The sequence below is a fragment of the Trichocoleus sp. FACHB-46 genome, from assembly GCF_014695385.1.
GTDB lineage: Bacteria > Cyanobacteriota > Cyanobacteriia > FACHB-46 > FACHB-46 > Trichocoleus.
The window spans coordinates 19791-36988 of sequence record NZ_JACJOD010000034.1 but is presented as its reverse complement, the minus strand read 5'-3'; the positions used below and the strand labels follow the sequence as shown (position 1 = coordinate 36988).

General features: G+C 50.4%; 19 protein-coding genes. 10 read left to right on the top strand and 9 right to left on the bottom strand.

The genetic code is table 11. The features are described 5' to 3' along the window. Nucleotides 1–14: 14 nt before the first annotated feature. The 3 genes from H6F72_RS22080 to glpX form a co-directional block, all read right to left on the bottom strand. Complete coding sequence (locus tag H6F72_RS22080) at nucleotides 15–3095, bottom strand: UPF0182 family protein (protein WP_190440899.1); 3081 nt, start codon at nucleotides 3093–3095, stop codon at nucleotides 15–17. A gap of 103 nt (nucleotides 3096–3198) precedes the next feature. Further along, on the bottom strand, nucleotides 3199–4494 hold the full coding sequence (locus tag H6F72_RS22075; protein WP_190440898.1) for a glutamyl-tRNA reductase: 1296 nt from the start codon (nucleotides 4492–4494) through the stop codon (nucleotides 3199–3201). Nucleotides 4495–4835: 341 nt separating this feature from the next. Continuing rightward, the gene (glpX, locus tag H6F72_RS22070; protein ID WP_190440897.1) at nucleotides 4836–5879 is read right to left on the bottom strand and encodes a class II fructose-bisphosphatase; all 1044 of its coding nucleotides are present in this window, start codon (nucleotides 5877–5879) and stop codon (nucleotides 4836–4838) included. Between the two features lie 159 nt (nucleotides 5880–6038). Here glpX and H6F72_RS22065 point away from each other — a divergent pair, with 159 nt between their 5' ends. The 5 genes from H6F72_RS22065 to H6F72_RS22045 all read left to right on the top strand — a co-directional run bounded on the left by H6F72_RS22065 (nucleotide 6039) and on the right by H6F72_RS22045 (nucleotide 8489). Then, entirely contained in the window at nucleotides 6039–6251 is a 213-nt protein-coding gene (locus H6F72_RS22065; RefSeq protein ID WP_190440893.1) for a hypothetical protein, read from the top strand. Beyond that, nucleotides 6190–6441 carry a hypothetical protein gene (locus tag H6F72_RS22060; protein ID WP_190440890.1) on the top strand — a complete coding sequence of 84 codons (252 nt, stop codon included), beginning with the start codon at nucleotides 6190–6192 and terminating at the stop codon, nucleotides 6439–6441. The genes H6F72_RS22065 and H6F72_RS22060 overlap by 62 nt, the downstream gene beginning before the upstream one ends. Nucleotides 6442–6520: 79 nt before the next feature. Further along, nucleotides 6521–6841: a glutaredoxin 3 gene (grxC, locus tag H6F72_RS22055; RefSeq protein ID WP_190440887.1), complete on the top strand. Its 321-nt coding sequence runs from the start codon at nucleotides 6521–6523 to the stop codon at nucleotides 6839–6841. Between the two features lie 173 nt (nucleotides 6842–7014). Continuing rightward, nucleotides 7015–7539 carry a tRNA adenosine(34) deaminase TadA gene (gene tadA, locus H6F72_RS22050; protein WP_255527364.1) on the top strand — a complete coding sequence of 175 codons (525 nt, stop codon included), beginning with the start codon at nucleotides 7015–7017 and terminating at the stop codon, nucleotides 7537–7539. A gap of 113 nt (nucleotides 7540–7652) precedes the next feature. Beyond that, a complete protein-coding gene (locus H6F72_RS22045; RefSeq protein ID WP_242017067.1) occupies nucleotides 7653–8489 on the top strand; it encodes a 1-acyl-sn-glycerol-3-phosphate acyltransferase in 837 nt (278 codons plus the stop codon). Here H6F72_RS22045 and H6F72_RS22040 read toward each other — a convergent pair. After that, nucleotides 8472–10586 (bottom strand): S8 family serine peptidase, encoded by a 2115-nt coding sequence (locus H6F72_RS22040; protein WP_190440885.1) that lies wholly within the window; start codon nucleotides 10584–10586, stop codon nucleotides 8472–8474. The genes H6F72_RS22045 and H6F72_RS22040 overlap by 18 nt on opposite strands. Nucleotides 10587–10928: 342 nt before the next feature. On the opposite strand from H6F72_RS22040, the gene H6F72_RS22035 reads away from it, so the two are divergent. From H6F72_RS22035 to grxD, 3 genes are all read left to right on the top strand, one after another. Beyond that, on the top strand, nucleotides 10929–11618 hold the full coding sequence (locus H6F72_RS22035; protein WP_242017066.1) for a hypothetical protein: 690 nt from the start codon (nucleotides 10929–10931) through the stop codon (nucleotides 11616–11618). Between the two features lie 199 nt (nucleotides 11619–11817). Then, nucleotides 11818–12078, top strand: a complete 261-nt coding sequence (locus tag H6F72_RS22030) for a BolA family protein (protein ID WP_190440883.1) — start codon at nucleotides 11818–11820, stop codon at nucleotides 12076–12078. A 148-nt stretch (nucleotides 12079–12226) separates the two neighbouring features. Continuing rightward, entirely contained in the window at nucleotides 12227–12550 is a 324-nt protein-coding gene (gene grxD, locus H6F72_RS22025; protein ID WP_190440880.1) for a Grx4 family monothiol glutaredoxin, read from the top strand. 201 nt (nucleotides 12551–12751) lie between these two features. On the opposite strand, the gene H6F72_RS22020 is transcribed toward grxD, so the two are convergent. Then, the gene (locus H6F72_RS22020) at nucleotides 12752–12994 is read right to left on the bottom strand and encodes a DUF6761 family protein (RefSeq protein WP_190440879.1); all 243 of its coding nucleotides are present in this window, start codon (nucleotides 12992–12994) and stop codon (nucleotides 12752–12754) included. Nucleotides 12995–13408: 414 nt separating this feature from the next. On the opposite strand from H6F72_RS22020, the gene H6F72_RS22015 reads away from it, so the two are divergent. Continuing rightward, complete coding sequence (locus H6F72_RS22015) at nucleotides 13409–14176, top strand: response regulator transcription factor (protein WP_370527549.1); 768 nt, start codon at nucleotides 13409–13411, stop codon at nucleotides 14174–14176. Nucleotides 14177–14229: 53 nt separating this feature from the next. Here H6F72_RS22015 and H6F72_RS22010 read toward each other — a convergent pair whose 3' ends face one another. Beyond that, nucleotides 14230–14979, bottom strand: coding sequence for an ATP-binding cassette domain-containing protein (locus H6F72_RS22010; RefSeq protein WP_190441191.1), 750 nt, complete (start codon nucleotides 14977–14979; stop codon nucleotides 14230–14232). Nucleotides 14980–15017: 38 nt separating this feature from the next. After that, nucleotides 15018–15638, bottom strand: coding sequence for a hypothetical protein (locus tag H6F72_RS22005; RefSeq protein WP_370527548.1), 621 nt, complete (start codon nucleotides 15636–15638; stop codon nucleotides 15018–15020). 258 nt (nucleotides 15639–15896) lie between these two features. Here H6F72_RS22005 and H6F72_RS22000 point away from each other — a divergent pair, with 258 nt between their 5' ends. Continuing rightward, the gene (locus H6F72_RS22000) at nucleotides 15897–16187 is read left to right on the top strand and encodes an STAS domain-containing protein (protein ID WP_190440873.1); all 291 of its coding nucleotides are present in this window, start codon (nucleotides 15897–15899) and stop codon (nucleotides 16185–16187) included. Nucleotides 16188–16233: 46 nt separating this feature from the next. On the opposite strand, the gene H6F72_RS21995 is transcribed toward H6F72_RS22000, so the two are convergent. Beyond that, complete coding sequence (locus tag H6F72_RS21995; protein WP_190440870.1) at nucleotides 16234–16503, bottom strand: hypothetical protein; 270 nt, start codon at nucleotides 16501–16503, stop codon at nucleotides 16234–16236. A gap of 149 nt (nucleotides 16504–16652) precedes the next feature. Beyond that, nucleotides 16653–17090 carry a DUF4079 domain-containing protein gene (locus H6F72_RS21990; RefSeq protein WP_190440867.1) on the bottom strand — a complete coding sequence of 146 codons (438 nt, stop codon included), beginning with the start codon at nucleotides 17088–17090 and terminating at the stop codon, nucleotides 16653–16655. Between the last annotated feature and the right edge of the window lie 108 nt (nucleotides 17091–17198).

Here is a 17198-nt window from a genome sequence, read left to right as displayed (position 1 = left end):
AATCCTAATACGGTTCAGGGCGTTGAGGGGACAGGCGATGGAGTCGGAGGTGTGGGAGCGGCTACGGGACGCACCACTGGGGCAGTGGGTGCTTTAGCTTCAAACACGGCTGCTAGAGCTTGGTCAAACGTTTCGGCCATGACGATACGGTTTTCGTAAGCCACAATGACTCGGACTAAAGTAGGCAAGCTGTTTTGCTCAGCTTCCAGATATAGAGGCTCAACATACAACAATGACTGCTCGATCGGAATCACTAACAGATTGCCCTGAATCGCCCGTGAACCTTGCCGATTCCATAAGGAAATTTGCTGAGAAATAATCGGGTCTTGGTTAATCCGCGCTTCAATTTGCTCTGGCCCGTAGACCAATTGCTGTTTAGGAAACTCGTAGAGCAACAGCTTGCCATAGTTTTCTCCGTCCGATCGCGCTGCCAACCAAGCAATCAGATTATTGCGCTGTCGCGGCGTAAAGGGCAGCAACAAAATGAATTCTTCTGTATCGCTCCCGGGCAGGCTAGTAATTAGGTAATAGGGTTCCACTAACTGCGGTTTACTGCCATATATTTCTACCGGAACCTGCCATTGATCTTCCCGGTTATAAAATACCTGCGGATCAGTCATGTGGTAGGTCAGCAACCGCTCTGATTGCACATTGAAAAAATCGACTGGATAGCGGACGTGGCTGAGAAGGGCAGCGGGCATATCACTGATCGGTTTGAATAATCCTGGAAAGATTCTGGCCCAAGTTTGAATAATTGGGTCTGTCAGGTCAGCGACATAAAAATCAACCGAACCATTGTAAGCATCGATTACCACCTTGACCGAGTTACGAATGTAGTTAAACGGATGATTGCCAGGGTCTGAGTAAGGATAGCGATCGCTCGTGGTATAGGCATCGACCATCCAATAAAGATAATTTTGGTCGGCTGAATCATCGCCAGCATTAGCCTCTGGGTTGGTGTCAGCCGTAATCAAATAAGGCTCACTGTCATAACGCAGAAAAGGGGCGATCGCCCGAATCCGCTGATTAATGTTGCGACGGAACAGCACCTTGGTTTGGGGCGTAAAGTTGCGAGTTAACACCATCTGCCAATCATTTAAGTACTTGGCAAATAGCAACCGTCGCCATTGAGAATTCAGGAAGACACCACCGCGCCCCCCGTAGGTGTTGTAAACGTTGTCGTTTCCACTGGGATAGTCCAACTCCTTGACTCTCGTCCCAGTCATGACATAGGTATTAGCAATCTCCCCGTAGTAGAGTCGAGGCTGACCAATGGGGATACTGGCTCTAATTCCAGCGCTGGAAGTCGTCAAAGAGCTAGCATTATCATCGGCTGGGTTGACCCCAATATCTTTAACGAAATAATCTGGCAGACCCCCTGGCCCCACCCGATTCACTGGGCTAAGCGTAAATCCATAGCCGTGGGTGTAGACCAAGTGCTCATTCACCCAAGTTTTAGCTTGTTGCGGCACCGCACTGTAATCTAACTCCCGCGCCGAAATTAGAACCTGCTGCTTTTCGGTAGTGAAGGGTGTTCGCTGAAAGCGTTCTTGCAGGGTGGAGTTAGGAGTGAGGAGAGAAGAAGCAATATCATCCCTTCCTTCGGAACGCTTCGCGAACGTTCTTCCGCCTTCATCCTTCAAAAGCGTGTAGCGATCGACATCCGCATCTGGAAACCGATAATACAACCGGATTTGTTGTAGCTGCCGATTGGTTTGTAGGAGTGGTCGTGTGTCCCAGAGCCGAATGTTGCGGAGGGTGAGTTGGTTGGCTTGCAGGTCAGTGCGGGTCAGTTCTCCAGTGGGGGAAAAGGTTTGAGCATCAATGGCTTGCAGGTCAAAAGCTTGACGGGTTAGGGTAATGCTGCGCTCGATATAAGGACGTTCCCGTGCTAGCTCGTTAGGCTGTACGGCAAAACGATGCACTGCCTCTGGTAAAGCGATGCCCGCGATCGCCACAACCGCAACGTACAAGCTCAACCCATACAGCCAAGGAGCGGATTGGCTCGCTCGCTTCGAGCCGACTATCGTCCGCCAAAGTAGAAAAACCGCGATCGCCAAGGCCAAAAAGCTCAAGCCAGTGTTAATCGGCAACTGTACCGTTACATCCGTGTAGCTAGCGCCATAAACCACGCCTCTAGAGGAGTACAGCAACTCGTAACGACTGAGCCAGTGACTAAAAGCGATCGCGACCATCAGGCTAGTGCTCAAGCCCTGTAAGTGGCGAACTTGCGGAGCCGAGAATCCCGGAAAGTTGCCCTCACTCAAGCTTTCTCCCGATAGGAGGTACCACAGCGTTACTGACACTAAGGCATACAGGGTTAAACCTGTCAGCCAAAAGGCAAGGAGTTGCTGGACTGGCAGAGTGAAGACATAAAAACTAATGTCGCGACCAAAAAGCGGATCAGTACTGTTAAACGACGTGGGATAGAAGTACTGCAAAACCTGTGCCCAGTGGCCATCCAGCGTGACCCCAAACCCCACTGCTAAAACCACTGCGATCGCTCGCAACCAAAACCGAGGGGCAATTGTTAGCCCCAGCACAAGCCCACCCAACACTGCCGCCTGCGGCAGGTGAGTCGGCAATTGCACCAAGATTTGCCATATGATTTCTGGTTCTAAGCGCTGAGGGGACGGCAGTGATGCATTGGAAAAGCTAGCAAAAGCCTTGCCCAGCCAGCTAGGAGGATGCCAATAGCGTCCCGCCACCTGAGCGTAGTAAAGCAGCATCACGCCTACCAACAGGTTTAACCCCACCGCCAGCGGCAGCAACTTAGTCACCCCTAAGCCGCGAGGCCGAGCCACCCGATTTCCCAACAAAATGTCCTTGGGGCTTAGATCTTGCTCTTGCGGCCTCTGGTACTGCAAGCGTTGGGCGATCGCAAAATTACCAAACCAAAACCCGACCGTCACCAAGCAGGCGATCGTCCAGAGACAGGCTTTAGTCCAGACCCGCAGTAAAAACGCGGGTGAATAGCCCAATTCCTGAAACCAAAGCACCTCTCCCCCTAGACGAGCTAGCAAATCAAATGCCAACCACAATCCAACCAGGAAGACAACAACCTGAGAAACTGTGCGGAACCAGCTCTTACCCATCAGCCTTCACCCCAAAAAAATAACCCCACTTCTGGAGGGGGTCTGGGGGACGCAGCCGTCCCTCAGCGGGGGGTTGGGGGCGAGTGCCCCCAAGGTTCGGATGCTAAATTGCCTCCCCCGATCGCGCCTCTGGATTGAGGTTAAACAGCATCTCCAGCGACTGCATCGCTCGCCGCCGCGCCTCAATATCCTGCTGCGCCCGGAGTTGTACCATCGGGTCATGCAAAATCTTGTTTACAATCCCTCTAGTCAACGCCTCAATAATTTCCTGGTGCTTCTCCGCAAACTCGCTACCTAAGCGAGACAACGCCTTTTCTAGCTCTTGCTCGCGAATGGTTTCAATTTTTTCCCGCAAGCAGCTAATGGTCGTGACGGTTTCTAGCGATCGCCACCAAACATCAAAGGCATCTAGCTCGTCTTCTAGTAGGGCTTCCGCCTCCATTGCCATTTGCCGACGGCTTTCTTGGTTTTGCGCTACTACTGCTTTCAGGTCATCAACGTTGAACACCTGGACACATTCCAAGTCATTGACATCCGCATCGACGTTCCGGGGCACGGAAATGTCGATCAGCATCAAAGGTTGAGTTGGCTCCAAGCAGTTTTCTAGCTTGGCGCGATCCAAAATCGGTTGAGTCGAAGCGGTACTGGTAAATACCAAATCTGAACAGGTCAGCACTTCCGACAACTCAGACAGCAAGCAGAGCTTGAGTTGCGTCTCTGTAAACTGGCTGGCTAGTTCCTCTGCCCGCTCCAAAGAACGATTGAGAATACAAATTTGCACTGCTCCCTTGGAGATTAAGTGCTGCACCAGCAGTCGCGCCATTTTGCCTGCCCCAATAATGGCAACTCGACAAGCAGCGAGGTTGGGCACCTTAATTTGGGCTAGCTCCACCGCAGCTGAACTGATCGAAACAGCTCCAGTACCAATGCTGGTTTCTGTGCGAACGCGCTTACCCGCCGAGATCGCTTGCTTAAACAGTTGATTGAGAATGCGGCCTACGCCTTTGTATTGCTGGCCCAGCTTGTGAGTGTGCTTTACTTGGGCCAAAATTTGCCCTTCGCCCAAAACCAAGCTATCCAGACCCGCAGCCACCCGCATCAAGTGCATGACTGCATCTTGGTGTAACAGCACAAATAGGTGAGGCCGTAGCGCCGGAATGGGTAACTTGCTGTGCTCAGACAAGAATTGCGTCACTTCCCGCACGCCGTGCTCCGACTCGGTGGTGACAATGTAAATTTCTAGGCGGTTACAGGTACTGAGGATGGCAGCTTCCTCAATGTGGCTGTAGCTCTGCAAGTGAGCGATCGCCGCCTCATGTTGATGTTCTGGAATACTAAGCTTTTCGCGCACTTCAACGGGGGCTGTCTTGTGGCTCAGGCCCACAACGGCAATATTCATCTTCCCTCCCTAAGAGTTGTCGTCTTCCAAGCCAGACGGAGCGATTGATGTAAAAAACGTTTTTGATAACCAGCAGGCGTCTAGCAGTCTCAATCAATGGATCTTTAGAAATCTAAATTAAAACTAAAGGAGTACCTAAAGTAGGCAAGTTAGGAAAAGTTCATCTAGCTGGAGACCCAAAGTGATAGGCATGAAAAAGCGATCTACGTCAGCGATCGCTTCTACCTTTAGTGTGGCACTTCTCCAGGGTTAATGCTGTTTCAGGCTTAAAGTTCAGCAGGGGCATAGCATTGCCATACCCCTGTCTGAAATCCTGCCGTTAGCAATTAAGAAACTGCAAATTAACGCAATTGCAGGGATTTGCTTTGTCCGTCGAGCAGGTGAATCGTGTCCACAAAGCGAGCCGTTTTGGACTGGTTGGAAATGACCAGAGATTGAGTCCGAGCGCCACCGCTAAAGAAGCGCACGCCTTCCATCAAGGTGCCAGGAGTGATACCGCAAGCGGCAAACAGGACGGTTTCACCAGACGCTAGCTCATCGTCGTTGTAGATGCGATCGGGGTCATCAACGCCCATTTCTTTCAAACGAGCGATGTTGGCTTCCCGGTTCCAGTTGCTGCTTTCGGGAGTGTTGACATCTGCGGGGTCGTAGATTAATTGGCCTTGGAAGTGGCCACCCAAGCAACGCATTGCAGCAGCGGAGATCACACCTTCAGGAGCTGCGCCAACGCCCATCAGAGCGTGGATGTTGGTGCCAGCGAAAGCACAACAAATGGCAGCAGACACGTCACCGTCGCTGATCAGGCGAACTCTAGCTCCAGCTTGGCGGATTTCTTGGATCAATTCCTTGTGCCGAGGACGATCCATGACGACAACCACTAGTTCTTCCACAGAGCGGTTTAAGCACTCGGATAGAATCTTGAGGTTTTCGGTCGCAGACTTGCGAATGTCCACTTTGCCCTTGGCTGCCGCCGGAGCTGCCAACTTCTTCATGTAGAAGTCGGGCGCTGCGAACAAACCACCTTTTTCAGAAATAGCCAGCACGGCCATAGAGCCATTTTGACCATAGGCGACGAGGTTGGTGCCTTCGCACGGGTCAACCGCAATGTCAATTTCGAGCAGCTCGTCTGGGTTGCAGTATTCTTTAGCATCCTCGCGGGTGCAAATTCCCACTTCTTCCCCGATGTAGAGCATGGGGGCGTCATCGCGCTCCCCTTCCCCGATCACGATACGGCCTCGCATGTAAATTTTGTTCATCCGTTCCCGCATTGCTTCTACAGCAACTTGGTCAGCGATGTTCTTTTCGCCCTTGCCCATCCAGCGAGCAGAGGCGATCGCGGCCTGCTCTACTACTTCAATAATCTCAAGACCGAGCGTGTTTTCCACGAGGTGTTTCCTCCAAACGGCTGATTTTGCGTCGTTTTAACTGGCAATTTCAGTTCTCAATCCTACCAAAGTGCGGGTATACCCTTGACAGAAAGATTTTGGGTTGAGCGGCAAGAGTGGCAGTTTGGGTGTGTCAGAACTTAAGGAATTCGTTACAAATTGCTTCCAGTAACCCAGATTGAGCAAGGCTACAGTGGAGACAGGCGCTTGGCTCCAAGCGTGATTCAGCTATTTTTGAAGCGGTGGGCTAGAGCTGGCTTTATCTCTATCTGGCGATCGCTGGGAAGTTTTTTGAGTTCGGAGCATCACGATGAATCAAATGGCTTGGTTCCTGGTGGCTTGGGTCGGTGGCAGTTTGGCAATTCTGGGTAGCTTGATGACGTTGGGGAGTCTGTTGTTGTGGCTGGTGCCTCGATCAGGTAGTAAGGCTTCCAAACCTGATGGGGAGCGATCGCCAGGGATACCAGACTGGCAGAATCGTGTGAAATTAACGGCGGTTTCTCTGGGGCTGGCGATCGCGGGTTTTAGTCTTTTAGTAGTTTTTCCGTTCCCGCTGCATTGAGGTTGGAGCGATGGATTGGTTCTATTTGGCTGAGGGTGCGAATAGTATGCTTAAGATAGCAGTGCAATTCTGAGAAAACATGCTCGAATTTCTCAATCGGTTTTTCGGTCGGCACCCTGAGCAGGTAAAGGCTCATGTGGAGATTTACACTTGGCAAACTTGTCCTTACTGCATTCGGGCGAAGGTGTTGTTGCAGTGGAAAGGGGTGAAGTTTACGGAGTACAAGATTGATGGGGATGGGGCGGCTAGAGTCAAGATGGGGGAGCGGGCGAATGGTCGCCGGACGGTGCCGCAGATTTTTATTAATAATGAGCATGTCGGTGGCTGTGATGATCTGTATGCGTTGGATCGCCAGGGACAGTTAGACTCGCTTTTGATGCAGTCTGCTCTTGAAATTTGATAGCTTAATCCGAGCCTTGGGGGCACTCGCCCCCAAACCCCCGCTGAGGGACGGTTGCGTCCCCCAGACCCCCTCCAAACGAGTTGATCTTTAGGCGTTTCGAGCCTTTTGTTTTTATTGCCTCAATCTCCTAGCTTCTGACTTTTGACTTCCTTCCCTTTCATCCTTCATCCTTGCAACTTCCCCCTCCTGTTCTTTCTCACCCCAAATACCTAGTGCACCATCGCTGGATGGCTCGATCGCTGGAGCTGGCTGAAGCGGCGGGTGCGGCAGGGGAGGTGCCTGTGGGAGCGGTGATTGTGGGGCCAGATGGAGAGTTGATCGCTGAGGGAGAAAATCGGCGGGAGCGCGATCGCGACCCAACGGCTCATGCGGAGGTTTTGGCTTTGCGGGCGGCGGGGCAGGTGTTACAAAACTGGCGTTTGAATGAATGCACGCTTTATGTGACGCTTGAGCCTTGCCCGATGTGTGCGGGGGCGATTGTGCAGGCGCGGTTGGGGTTGTTGGTGTACGGGGCGGACGACCCGAAAACTGGTGCGGTGCGGACAGTGATGAATTTACCGGATAGCACTTGTTCGTTTCACCAGCTCAGGGTTTTAGGTGGGATTCTGGAAACGCCTTGTAGGACGCAGTTACAGGATTGGTTTGCCGAACGGCGGCGATCGCGGCACTCACCTAACTCGGCTTCTACCTCATGACAGCGACGGAAGTGTCCTTGTGGCAGAAGACAACTCAAATAAAAGCCTTTACGTTAGGTTCAAGCAGGCATTATCCGGCTTGATTCTTGCGTTTCTCGTCTCCCGCTGTCACTATGATCTCGTTCGACTCCATGATTTCGCTTAACTCTTTTGGCCGTGACTCTAGCGATACTCCTCCAGCACCAAAACAGGACATGGAGATAACCACTCACGCAAGTTCTTCTCCACCCAAGAAACCTGCAACGGGTATTTCTCGCTTTTCCCCGTGGCTCATGCCTTGGGTCTATCCGCTGGGTCGTCATGTGGTTTTGCCTACTTACTTTGGGCGGATTGAGGTCAGCGGTCAGGAGAATTTGCCGACGGATGGGCCAGTGATTCTAGCGCCGACTCATCGTTCGCGCTGGGATGCGTTGCTCGTGCCTTATGCGGCGGGTCGCGACATTACGGGGCACGATTTAAGATTCATGGTGTCGGCGGATGAGGTAAAGGGACTGCAAGGGTGGTTTATCCGGCGCTTAGGCGGGTTTCCGATTGACCCAAAGCGTCCGGCGATCGCTAGCTTGCGGCATGGGGTGGAGTTACTAGAAAACCGCGAATCTTTGGTAATCTTCCCAGAGGGAGGGATTTTTCGCGATCGCCAGGTGCATTCTCTGAAGCCCGGATTGGCCCGCTTAGCGCTACAAGCAGAAGCCAATCAACCGGGTTTGGGAGTCAAGATTGTGCCGATTAGTTTGCACTACAGCCAGGCTGTGCCCGGATGGCGTTCTCAGGTAGCAATTCGTATTGGCGAGCCGCTAAAAGCTGCCAATTATGATTTAGAACAACCTAAAGTGAGTGCTAAGCGCTTGACAGCTGACCTAGAATCATCGCTGCAAGAGCTAACCAGCAATTTGTTGGCGGCTCATCCTTGGCCCGCGATCGCGCCAGCGGAATCAAATACCGAGGGTTAGTCGCCAGTTTTTGAGTGTGCCTGTATCCATTGCCGCGCGATCGATAACCCACAGTTGCCAGCGTCCGGCGGCAGACTGATTCAGCAATTTACGCAGTAGGGGTGTATTTTGCAGAGAATAGTTGCTTTGCAACTGCGTCCGGCGACCCAGCGTGCGGCCTTGCAACAACACTGTTTGGCCTTTAGGTGCAATCACGCTAATTTCCAAATCACCCAAGAAACTGTGCTCTAGATTGACGGTGACTTGAATATCCCGCACTAAGCTGGGGTCGTTAATTTGAATCGCGCTTTTGATGCCGTTGAAATCGTTATCTGGGATTGCCACGCTGCTATCATTGCGCCCTTGAACTTGCTGAGAGCTACTTAAAGGTGCAGCCATTTGTCGCTGAGCTGCTTGAACCGCTTTAAACGCATTCACTTTACCAAAACCGAACCATTCCGAACGGCCATTTGCTTCGTAGGTGCCTTTACGAAACCCAAATTGCGGATCGGGGTCAGGGTCAACAATTTTGTCTGCGGTTTGTTGCAGAATTTGACGTACTTCCTGCGCCGTAAGATCAGGGTTGGCCGAGAGAACCAGAGCCGCCACGCCTGCCACGGTGGGGCAAGCGCTGGAAGTACCACCAAAATCTCCGGTAAAGTCTCCGGGGTCATAGCCTGCGGCTCCGAGTTGATCAGCTGTGAAAACGCTTTGTCCTGGTAGAAACACCCGAACTTCTGGAGGTGTACTGACAAACCCGGTTTCTTGCAGCCACATTCCGGGCGGAGCGTTATTGCTCGGTGCACAAACTGATATATTGGTGCCCCAGTTACTATAGGCAGCTTTCTTGTTCAAGCTGGTAGAGGCCGAAACCGCCATCACATCGGGATGAACTGCAAATCCAGTCAGCCAAGTCGTGGGTCCGCGTAGCACACTGTTGGGCCAGCCTTGTTCGTTGATCGCGCCATTGACCGGACGATTGGCGTTGCCAGAAGCAAAAACAATTACACAACCTTTGCCATTGCGACCATCTTTAGCAGCTCTAGTGAGGGCAGCGCTCTGCCGCAGGGACAGCGGAAAGTAAACAGCGCTTGGCCCCCAACTACAAGAAATTACCGCTGCACCATTGACCACAGCCCAGTCAAAGATTTGTTCGATCGTTTCATCGTCTAGAAAGCCTGTGGTGCGGATGGGCATTAAGGCGCATCCAGGAGCCACGCCAACAATGCCACTACCCGTTTCCTCTGCTACAGCTACGCCTGCACAAGCAGTACCGTGGCTAGCTTCTGTATCGTCTGGGAGGGGTAAAAAGTCTTGATCTCTCAAATCTCTAGGGGCGACAATCTTGCCTTGACCTTGAAAGTCAGGATGGTTTAGATCAAAAGAGTCATCTGCTACTGCCACCACAATGGAACGGCTCCCTCTAGTGATGTCCCAAGCTTTTTCAGCCGAAATATGGGAACCTGAGGCCAAGTCAGGGCCACCATTGTGGTTGAGGTACCACTGTTTTGGATATAGCGGGTCGCTGGGGCGGTAGTGGGCCTGGGTTCTGACGACAATATTTGGTTCAGCCATCAATACCTCCGATCGCCGAGTTAGCTGATTGGCGATCTTGACTGGATTGGCTGCAGCTTGAGCGGTGACTTGAAACACAAACGTATTGGGGATTCCCACAACAGGCTGCACTTCTTGCAAACCTAGTTCTGTGGCGATCGCGTTCCTAGTTGCTAGATTAACCTGAGCCGCAAATTGAATTGTGAGTTTATCTGTCAGGTAAATCAGCGAACCAGGGTTATTTTTAACTCGGTACACATGGCTGGCAAAGTCCACGCCACTGCTCGATCGCACCGTTTGCATCACCTGGTCCCGCTGGGATGGGTCAACAATAAATTCGGCTGACTGAGCAGGAGGCACGTTCCGATGTAGCTCGGCGGGAATTTGCTGCGCTAAGTGCTGCACCGCCTCTGGCGACGAGGGATGAACCGTGAAGCGATCGCTCACCTTCTCTAGCAGCAACTCTTCGCCCCCGCGCTGCAAAATAATCCCGGTACTACTCTCAGGCACTCCCGAACCTGGAGTTGAGTTAGAAGCACTGGGTCGGTTTGCATCATGGGTCATGAGACTGGCTCCTTGAGCTGCACTTGCTAACCAAAATTAGGGCATAGATTCAGCCATATCTCCTTACTTCAAAGGGGTGATTTCATCTTTCCCAAAAACCGTACCTCTGCTGGGCTAGGGAACTCAAGCCCAAAAATCATAGTCTCCTTTACTCAAACTTGGGAGTATTTTTTCCAATCCACTGGGCACCGAATTAATGCTAACTCCAACAATTGCGAGTCAGTAAAAGTTGGGTGCGTGCTTAACAGTGGTATTTCTGCTGAGCTGTGCTGAAACCTTTACAGGCGCTTGTTCAGCTTGGCAGAGGCTTTGGTAGTTACTTAAACCTACCGAGGACCGCCAATGGTAAGATACCCGAAGTTTGAATCTGTCCTGTTTGTTGCAAATTCGCAAAGTTACTCCATGATCTCCTCTGGCTCTGTTCGCTTCCTTCGCTTGACAGGCTTAGTTTCTCTGCAACTTGCCGTAGCTTTCACGCTGCTACGTCCGCTGGCTGCTCAGGCTCAGGTTCCTTCTCTCCCCCCATCGGGTGGCCAGGCTCAACCGCTTGACCCCAATGACCCCAATAATATACGTCCCTTAAGCCAATCTTCTGGCGTGCTGAGCCTACCCGGTGGCCAGCGTTTAATGGATGAAGCTAGTAATGCTGTTTCAGCTCAAAACTATTCTCTGGCGACTCAGAAATTGCAAGAAGCCCGCCAAGTTTACAACCAGCTTTCCAATTTCTATCAAGACTTAGCTTCGAGCTTCTCTGGTATTGACAACCGTGTAGCTGATAGCCAACGCCGTAAAGCTCTAGATGCAGCTCAGCTAAGGGATCAAGCTACTTACCAGTTGGCTTTAGTGCATCGTGCTCAAAATCAACCCGAATTGGCAGTCCCTCTCTTGGTACAGATCATTCGCAGTCAACAGCCAACTCGTGACCTGGGCAAAAAAGCTTACCAGCAACTGTTTGAACTCGGGTTTGTGGATGCCCAGTTCCCACGGGCTGGAGGCGAGCAACAGTCTTCTACGCCTGCGGCTCCTCGTTAACGGCAGCGACTCAATTACTGAAGAATTTCTAACTCAGCGGACTGACAAACTGAGGCTTTCCTATTTCCTAAATCAATCTAGCTCAGCATCTACCACATGCTTGGCACCTAACTAGCCAGCGTTGCTCTAACTTGCTTAATGGTCAAGTATCCAGCTAAAGCTAGACTAGATCAGTCTGAGAACATGCAGAGGAGTATGAATGATTAGCCGAGATCAAGTTGAAACGATGATCAAAGCAGCCTTGCCCGACGCGCAGGTTCAAATCCAAGACCTGACAGGTGGTGGTGACCATTACCAGGCCACGATCATTTCATCTCAGTTTGAAGGAAAAGGCTTGGTGCAGCAGCATCAGTTGGTCTACAGCGCTCTCCGGGAGGCAATGTCTACCGAAGCCATTCACGCGCTGTCTCTGAAAACATTCACCCCTCAAACTTGGGCTACTTTGGGTCAATCTCTTTGACTAGTGGCTCAAGAACGTTTTAGCAAACTTGCTACAGCCAGCTCGCCAATGCATCTCTGATAACTCTGGTTAGGGTTGGCAGTCGTCCTGGAAAACCAACCAGTACACTAGTTATAGAGGACATCGCAAAGATTGTTTAGGAACAGCTATGACTCCAGAATTGCAAGAACAGATCGGCGCTTTGCTCAAACAGCACAAAATTGTGGTGTTTATGAAGGGCTCAAAGCTAATGCCTCAATGTGGTTTCTCTAACAACGTAGTTCAGATTCTGAACTCAATGGGTGTACCCTATGAAACCGTTGATATTTTAGAAAATCACGAAGTTCGTCAAGGCATTAAGGAATACTCTAACTGGCCCACAATTCCTCAGGTCTATATCAACGGGGAGTTTGTTGGTGGCTCGGATATTTTGATTGAACTTTACCAAAAAGGCGAACTTCAGCAGATGGTAGAAGTCGCTCTGGCTTCCTAAAACTTTCGTGATTGAATCAGCCACTCACTGAAGGTAAGACAAAATATTTGTAGGGCAGCTTTTAATCTGCCCTTTTTTGTGCAATCTTTTCAGTCAATTAAAATTAAATTTGCCCTTCTATATACCTACTTTCCCTACAGCTCGACTGAACCCACCATCTAGTTACGGACTAATGGTTTAGAACTTGGTATAGAGCAACGGTTAGTAGTAGTCTGTCTGAGACTCTAGGCTTTCAAAGTTAGAAGAGTCGTAGAGGTAACGAGTAATTTCTTCTTCTAGCCGATGAATTTGATAGGGTTCGATTGTATTTGCATGTCGAAGCGCTGCTAAATAGCCATCCACATAAAGGCGCAAGTCATCGAAACGATACCCCCGATTCCAAAGTTCGCCTAGAGCATCGGAGAGTTTTTGGTAGTAGCGGATAGTCAGAGTGTCTTGAAGCATAATCTTTAGGTTAAGTCCTTAGTTGGCGGGAATAGTATGGACGTTTATTTAGACCGATTTGGCTAGGGCGATCGCGGGGCTTTCGCTTCGGAGTTGGCCTAATTGACTCAGTACTACAAGCGCTGTTGGTAATGCTTCACCACCTTCAACGGGTAAACCCTAGTGAGTGTTAAGAATTCTACGAGTGGAAGTGAGCTGAGCAGCTAGGGATGTTGATACTCTTATTCTACCCTTAACCTGTAGATGTCCTATGGGCCAGAAGTCATAGCCTCAGGGACAGATACGATGATTTGTTGGTTCCGCACGAGGACGTGAGTAGCAGGGGTTACAAACCCATGACAAATGCTCTGTTAAGTTGGAGGACAATCACTCGAAGGAAACTGCGCCTCTGTGGGAGCTGTCTGCGTTCAAATAGTGGAAGGAAATCCGCACCTGCGATCGCTGCTCGGTTGGCATCTGCAGCAGGCAGGGTACTGGGTTTATCAATCAGCCGATATCCACCAAGCGAGAGAGGTGTTTCAAAGCCGCCAACCAACCCTCGTTGTGCTTGACTCCGACCTATCTGGTGGAGATGGATTGGAGTTCTGTCGCTGGTTACAGCAACAACAGCAATCAATGATTTTGATGTTGTCGGCTCGTAATACAGAAGCAGATATTGTGGAAGGCCTGAAAGCGGGGGCCGACGATTACCTGACTAAGCCTTTTGGTATGCAAGAGTTTCAGGCCAGAGTTGAAGCCCTCACTCGGCGTACTAGAGCAGTGGTAGCGCCACTCCAGTTAGAGTATGGGGATCTCACCATTGATTTGGTGCAGCGCCGAGCTCGTTTTCAAGACGAATTCATTGACCTGACACCGCAAGAGTTCAGTCTGCTGTACATCCTAGCCCAAGCGGGGGGTGCTCCCTTGAGCCGATCGGAGCTGCTGCGTCGGGCTTGGCCTGATGAAATTGACAACCCTAGAACAGTGGATACACATGTTCTATCTTTGCGGAAAAAAATTGAAACCGATCCCCGCCAACCCAGTTTGATTCAAACCGTTCGAAATGTGGGCTATCGATTCAATCTGGAAGTTCTGACGCCTAACTCTGCAGCATTAGCAGAGCGCTCTCATGCGAGACAGGGAGCTATCCCTGCTGACCCAACTGCTTTCCGCATGGCTACTAGCGATGGTCGCCATTTCTAAGCGGGAATTTTGGCGTGGTCAATTCGTGGTTTTGACAGAGCGTTAGGTCGAGGCTACATCCATTCTTGAGTAGTTTCAGTTTCTACCTGAATCAAGGTATTGCGTAAGTCAATCCAGTCTATGGCTGGGCTAGGTGAGTCTTTGAGAAGTTGACCTTGCTGTAAATAGAGGACTCTGGTACAAAACTCCTGAGCTAGATCAAGTTGATGGTTCACCATTAAGAGAGTGGTTTGCCCACTTTCTGCTAAATCGGTTAGAACTTTAAGCACATGTGCGGCTCGCCCTGCATCTAGAGCTGAGGTGGGTTCGTCTAGAAGCAAAATCTTGGGCTGAAGCATTAGCGATCGCGCGATCGCAACCAATTGCCGCTGACCCACTGAGAGTTGCAACTCAGTACGGTCTAGCCACTCGGAGGGAATGTGTAATTGTTCTAGCCAGTACTGCAAACGCTGGGCAATTGTGGTGCGAGGAAGTTCTTGTAGCGTCAGGGGATAGGTTAGAGCCGCTTCTACGGTCATTCCCAAAAGTTTTGACTCTTGGGGCACTAAAACAATTTGCCGTCGCAACTGAATGACGGGAATTTGCCGAATTTCTTGATTGTCTAAGTAAATGGCTCCCTGAGTGGGCTCACTCAGCCGATTTAGTAGACGCAGTAGCGAGGTTTTTCCCGCTCCAGATGGCCCCACCAAAACAATGCGATCGCCCTGAAACACTTCAAAAGAAATGTTTTGCAGTAAATAGTGGGCTCCAACCGAAGCGGCTAAATTAACCTGCTGCAAGCGCATTTGTGCAGTTTGTTCCATTGGCAGAGGTACTATTTTTGCGTCCATAGACCGTCAATTCAGTTTAAGGGAGATGGGTATCCCTGGGTCCAAACTGTCCAAATGGTCCAACTATCGACTGCTAGTAGCATCAGCGTTAACCCTAACAAGATCAAGTACATCCAGGGTTGAGCGAGGGGCCGCACATCGCTTGTATCAATGCCTGTTTTTTGTTGCACCTGCTGCACTAACTTGGCAAATCCAGAGACGCGCATCGGCAGCAAGTAAGCTTTACCAGAGTGAGTCAAAAAGTAGTAAACCAAGCCTCCTTGCCCAGTTGAGCGTGGCTTCAAAGCTTGAACTTCCTGCCAAGGTAGCACCCAACCTGGGCGTAACCATCTAGGGACCCAACGGGGGTAGGTCACTTGAATCCCATCCTGGTCTAATACCACTCGCTCGCTCAAAGCGGCATAAAGGGCGATCGCGCCAATCGTAATGCCAATCCAGAGCCAACTGGCAGGCACTGGAGCACTAGTCACTTGAGTCAAAAAAGGCAAGGGTATGGTTAAAGCAACGTAGAGCCCTAGGAGGGTCAGACGAATCAATGGTGAAATGCCAAAGCTAGATGGCTCCAAGGGCTGGATTGGGGTTGCAGAAGGCTCTGACACCACAGACAAATCAGGAGGGGGCTCTAAAGACACAGTTCAATCTCGTGATCGCTCTTAAGTAATTAGTCTCTCTCAACTGTAGGCTAACTCTTTTCGTTACGCTGCTCGAAGCTGCATTTTGCTAGCCCCCAAGGCAGCAAACCTAGACTTGCTCGGATGTAATTCGAGTTGTCACAGAGTGGCCGCAATCATACTGAGGCGGATTCTAGTAGCGTAGAATACAAATTCGATTTTTACGGATGTGCTTCGGCTGCCTCACCGAGTTAGATCAGAACTATGAGGTGATGCCCTATGTCTAACTCTGCAAGCGTTCCTGTTATTGTCCGTGCACCAAAACGAATTGACTGCTGTACTGCTGCCTTTTTAGCTCAAGACCTAGAAACAAAGATTCAAGCAGGTGAAGGTATTGTGCTTGATTTGAGTGCAACTCAGTTTCTTGATCCGGAAGGGACAAAGGTGATCCTAGAAGGTTTGATGAAGTCTCGACAGCAGGGGACTAAGTTTGCTCTAAAAGGTGTGAAGCCACAAGTCAAAGTGATTTTAGAACTTTCTGGAATTTTGCAGCACTTCAAACAGAAGTAGTGGTTCCTGAGCGATCGCCAACTTGCTGCTATTTGCTGCCAACCTATCAAGCAGCGATCGCATCCCAGTTTTGAATCACGCAAAAGCCTACTTTCTCTTGGCTGAGCAAGCGCTGAATCCGATGCATGGGCATCGCAGCGATCGCGTAGTCCTGTTTAGTGGCTTGGCGAACTTCGGTTACTCGTTCGCGATAGCGAATGACATCTGCTTGGCTTAAAAATACTAGAGCGTAGCGTCCTTGTTGAGATGCTTCTAGTAGAGGCATGCCATTTGGATCAATTACCACAAACCCACGAGAAACAGGACGGTAAGACATAGCTCGGAACTAAAAGCAGAGTATTAATTGATATTCAGCATATTTACTGAAAATTCCGTAAATGGCATTCCCCCAAGTGGGGGATTTCTACGGAAGCTATGGTTATTGAGCCCTACTACTCAAGACTGTCGTTTTCTTCTGACCTCTATCTAAGGTAGATATTTTTGTACTACGTCCCAGCCTGTGACTGAGACCCAAATAAACCCTAGGAACAAAATTAGGTTCGTGCTTATATGCAGCGCTCGCGCCCAACCACGTTCAGGGTTGATTTGGGTCGCACTCCAGAAAGAAATCGCGACTAAAGCCACCACTATTAAGCCAGCAGGCAAATGGGTTGAATGCCCCAAAGAGCCGTAATGCCCCACGGTGCCTACCAAGCCGATTGCTAGCAAGAACAGCACTAGGAACGCGAGGATGCCGCCAATCAGGTAATGCAGCGATCGCAGCCAGTTTGGATAAGGTTGACCGTTAGAGCGAACTTGGAACATCCAGACGCCAGTCATGGCCAAAAGCACATATGCCAAGAGCGAGAAGCCCATTGACCAAGCAGCGGCTCTCCACAGCCAGAGGAATGAGGGTAGATTCAAAACTATTTACAGGATGACTTTTGTCTTCCTATTATCATCATTTCAGGGAAACTAACCTATGTATTAAGTTGGACTCCTGCGAGCGGAACCCCTAAATCTTTAATTCAG

What these genes read in the sequence shown, in the direction of transcription:
- H6F72_RS22075 (WP_190440898.1), bottom strand. Translation starts at nt 4,494, where the DNA reads ATGAATATTGCCGTTGTGGGCCTGAGCCACAAGACAGCCCCCGTTGAA.
- H6F72_RS22080 (WP_190440899.1), bottom strand. Translation starts at nt 3,095, where the DNA reads ATGGGTAAGAGCTGGTTCCGCACAGTTTCTCAGGTTGTTGTCTTCCTG.
- H6F72_RS22030 (WP_190440883.1), top strand. Translation starts at nt 11,818, where the DNA reads ATGATTAGCCGAGATCAAGTTGAAACGATGATCAAAGCAGCCTTGCCC.
- H6F72_RS22060 (WP_190440890.1), top strand. Translation starts at nt 6,190, where the DNA reads ATGAATCAAATGGCTTGGTTCCTGGTGGCTTGGGTCGGTGGCAGTTTG.
- H6F72_RS22000 (WP_190440873.1), top strand. Translation starts at nt 15,897, where the DNA reads ATGTCTAACTCTGCAAGCGTTCCTGTTATTGTCCGTGCACCAAAACGA.
- grxC (WP_190440887.1), top strand. Translation starts at nt 6,521, where the DNA reads ATGCTCGAATTTCTCAATCGGTTTTTCGGTCGGCACCCTGAGCAGGTA.
- H6F72_RS22035 (WP_242017066.1), top strand. Translation starts at nt 10,929, where the DNA reads ATGGTAAGATACCCGAAGTTTGAATCTGTCCTGTTTGTTGCAAATTCG.
- H6F72_RS22045 (WP_242017067.1), top strand. Translation starts at nt 7,653, where the DNA reads ATGATCTCGTTCGACTCCATGATTTCGCTTAACTCTTTTGGCCGTGAC.
- H6F72_RS22040 (WP_190440885.1), bottom strand. Translation starts at nt 10,586, where the DNA reads ATGACCCATGATGCAAACCGACCCAGTGCTTCTAACTCAACTCCAGGT.
- H6F72_RS22010 (WP_190441191.1), bottom strand. Translation starts at nt 14,979, where the DNA reads ATGGAACAAACTGCACAAATGCGCTTGCAGCAGGTTAATTTAGCCGCT.
- grxD (WP_190440880.1), top strand. Translation starts at nt 12,227, where the DNA reads ATGACTCCAGAATTGCAAGAACAGATCGGCGCTTTGCTCAAACAGCAC.
- H6F72_RS22020 (WP_190440879.1), bottom strand. Translation starts at nt 12,994, where the DNA reads ATGCTTCAAGACACTCTGACTATCCGCTACTACCAAAAACTCTCCGAT.
- H6F72_RS21995 (WP_190440870.1), bottom strand. Translation starts at nt 16,503, where the DNA reads ATGTCTTACCGTCCTGTTTCTCGTGGGTTTGTGGTAATTGATCCAAAT.